Consider the following 1,070-nt stretch of genomic DNA (forward strand, 5'->3'; position numbering starts at 1 on the left):
CATGTGCTACAGCCACGCGGAAACCAAGGCGTTCGATTGAACGATCGTCCCGGTTCATTTGGTGCGCAACTTTTGCGTGTTGAAGCAAGGCGAGAGTTCTCCTATCGTCGCCGGGGTTCTTGGGGATTTCGACATGCCTTTCCTGATTGCTATCCTTGGCGTGATGGGCGCGGCGGCGTTCTGGTGGTACCGGATGAAGGCGATGAACGACGCGGCTCGCGAGGTTGCGGACGTTGTCGGGCGCGTGCAGGGCAACATCCGTCGCAAGAAGCTGCGCAAGCAGGCGGCTCTGTCGCCTCTGACGGCGATCGATGATCCGGTCGTAGCGGCGGCTACGCTGATCACATCAATCGTCTCCGAGGATGGGCCCATCCTGCCGCAGCGCGAGGCTGTCATCCGCGCGGTGATTTCCGAGATCGCCGACAAGAAGAAGACCGACGAGGCGGTGATCTACGCCAAATGGGCGGCGGCGCAGGTCGACGACACCACCGTCGTCATCGACAAGCTGGCGCCGTTCCTGCGCGAACGCCTCGATGTCGCCGAGCGGAACGATCTGCTGCAGATGGTCAACCGCGCCGCCCAGGGCGGGGAAAAACGCCTCGAAATATCCGACCAGAGGATATTGCGGCTGCGGCAGAAGCTGGGTTTCGAGGTCAACTGAGCGATAGCGCTCAGATCGCCTCGCCCTTCAACAATCGCGGCGTGCTGGCGGACAACCCCGACGCCTGCCGGATAAAAAAATCCTTCAGGCGCGGCATGCGTTCGACAAGGCCGAGGCCGATGTCGCGGACGGTTCGCAGCGGGCCGATATCGTTGGAAAACAGCCGATTCAGCGCGTCCGTGGTGATGCCCATCTGCACCGTGTCGAAGCGGCGCCACTGCTGGTAGCGTTCGAGGACGTCGAGCGCGCCGATGTCCTGGCCGAGCCGGTCGGCCTCGACGATCACCTCGGCAAGGGCCGCGACATCCTTGAAGCCGAGATTGAGGCCCTGGCCGGCGATCGGGTGGATGCCGTGGGCGGCATCGCCGGCGAGTGCGATGCGGGGCGCGACGAAAGCACGCGCAATGGT

The 1,070-nt window shown here is 63.6% G+C and carries 2 protein-coding genes; one reads left to right on the forward strand and one right to left on the reverse strand.

Annotated features, from left to right (window positions below; all coding sequences use genetic code 11):
• The first annotated feature begins 133 nt into the window (after positions 1-133).
• Positions 134-661, forward strand: a complete 528-nt coding sequence (locus EN994_RS32690; RefSeq protein WP_024504998.1) for a hypothetical protein — start codon at positions 134-136, stop codon at positions 659-661.
• A 10-nt stretch (positions 662-671) separates the two neighbouring features.
• Here the strand turns inward: EN994_RS32690 and EN994_RS32695 are convergent.
• The coding region (locus EN994_RS32695) for an FAD-dependent monooxygenase (RefSeq protein WP_206530561.1) at positions 672-1,070 on the reverse strand (399 nt) is incomplete at its 5' end.

This window comes from Mesorhizobium sp. M7A.F.Ca.CA.002.09.1.1 (assembly GCF_003998555.1).
In the GTDB taxonomy this organism is placed as follows: Bacteria; Pseudomonadota; Alphaproteobacteria; order Rhizobiales; family Rhizobiaceae; genus Mesorhizobium; species Mesorhizobium ciceri.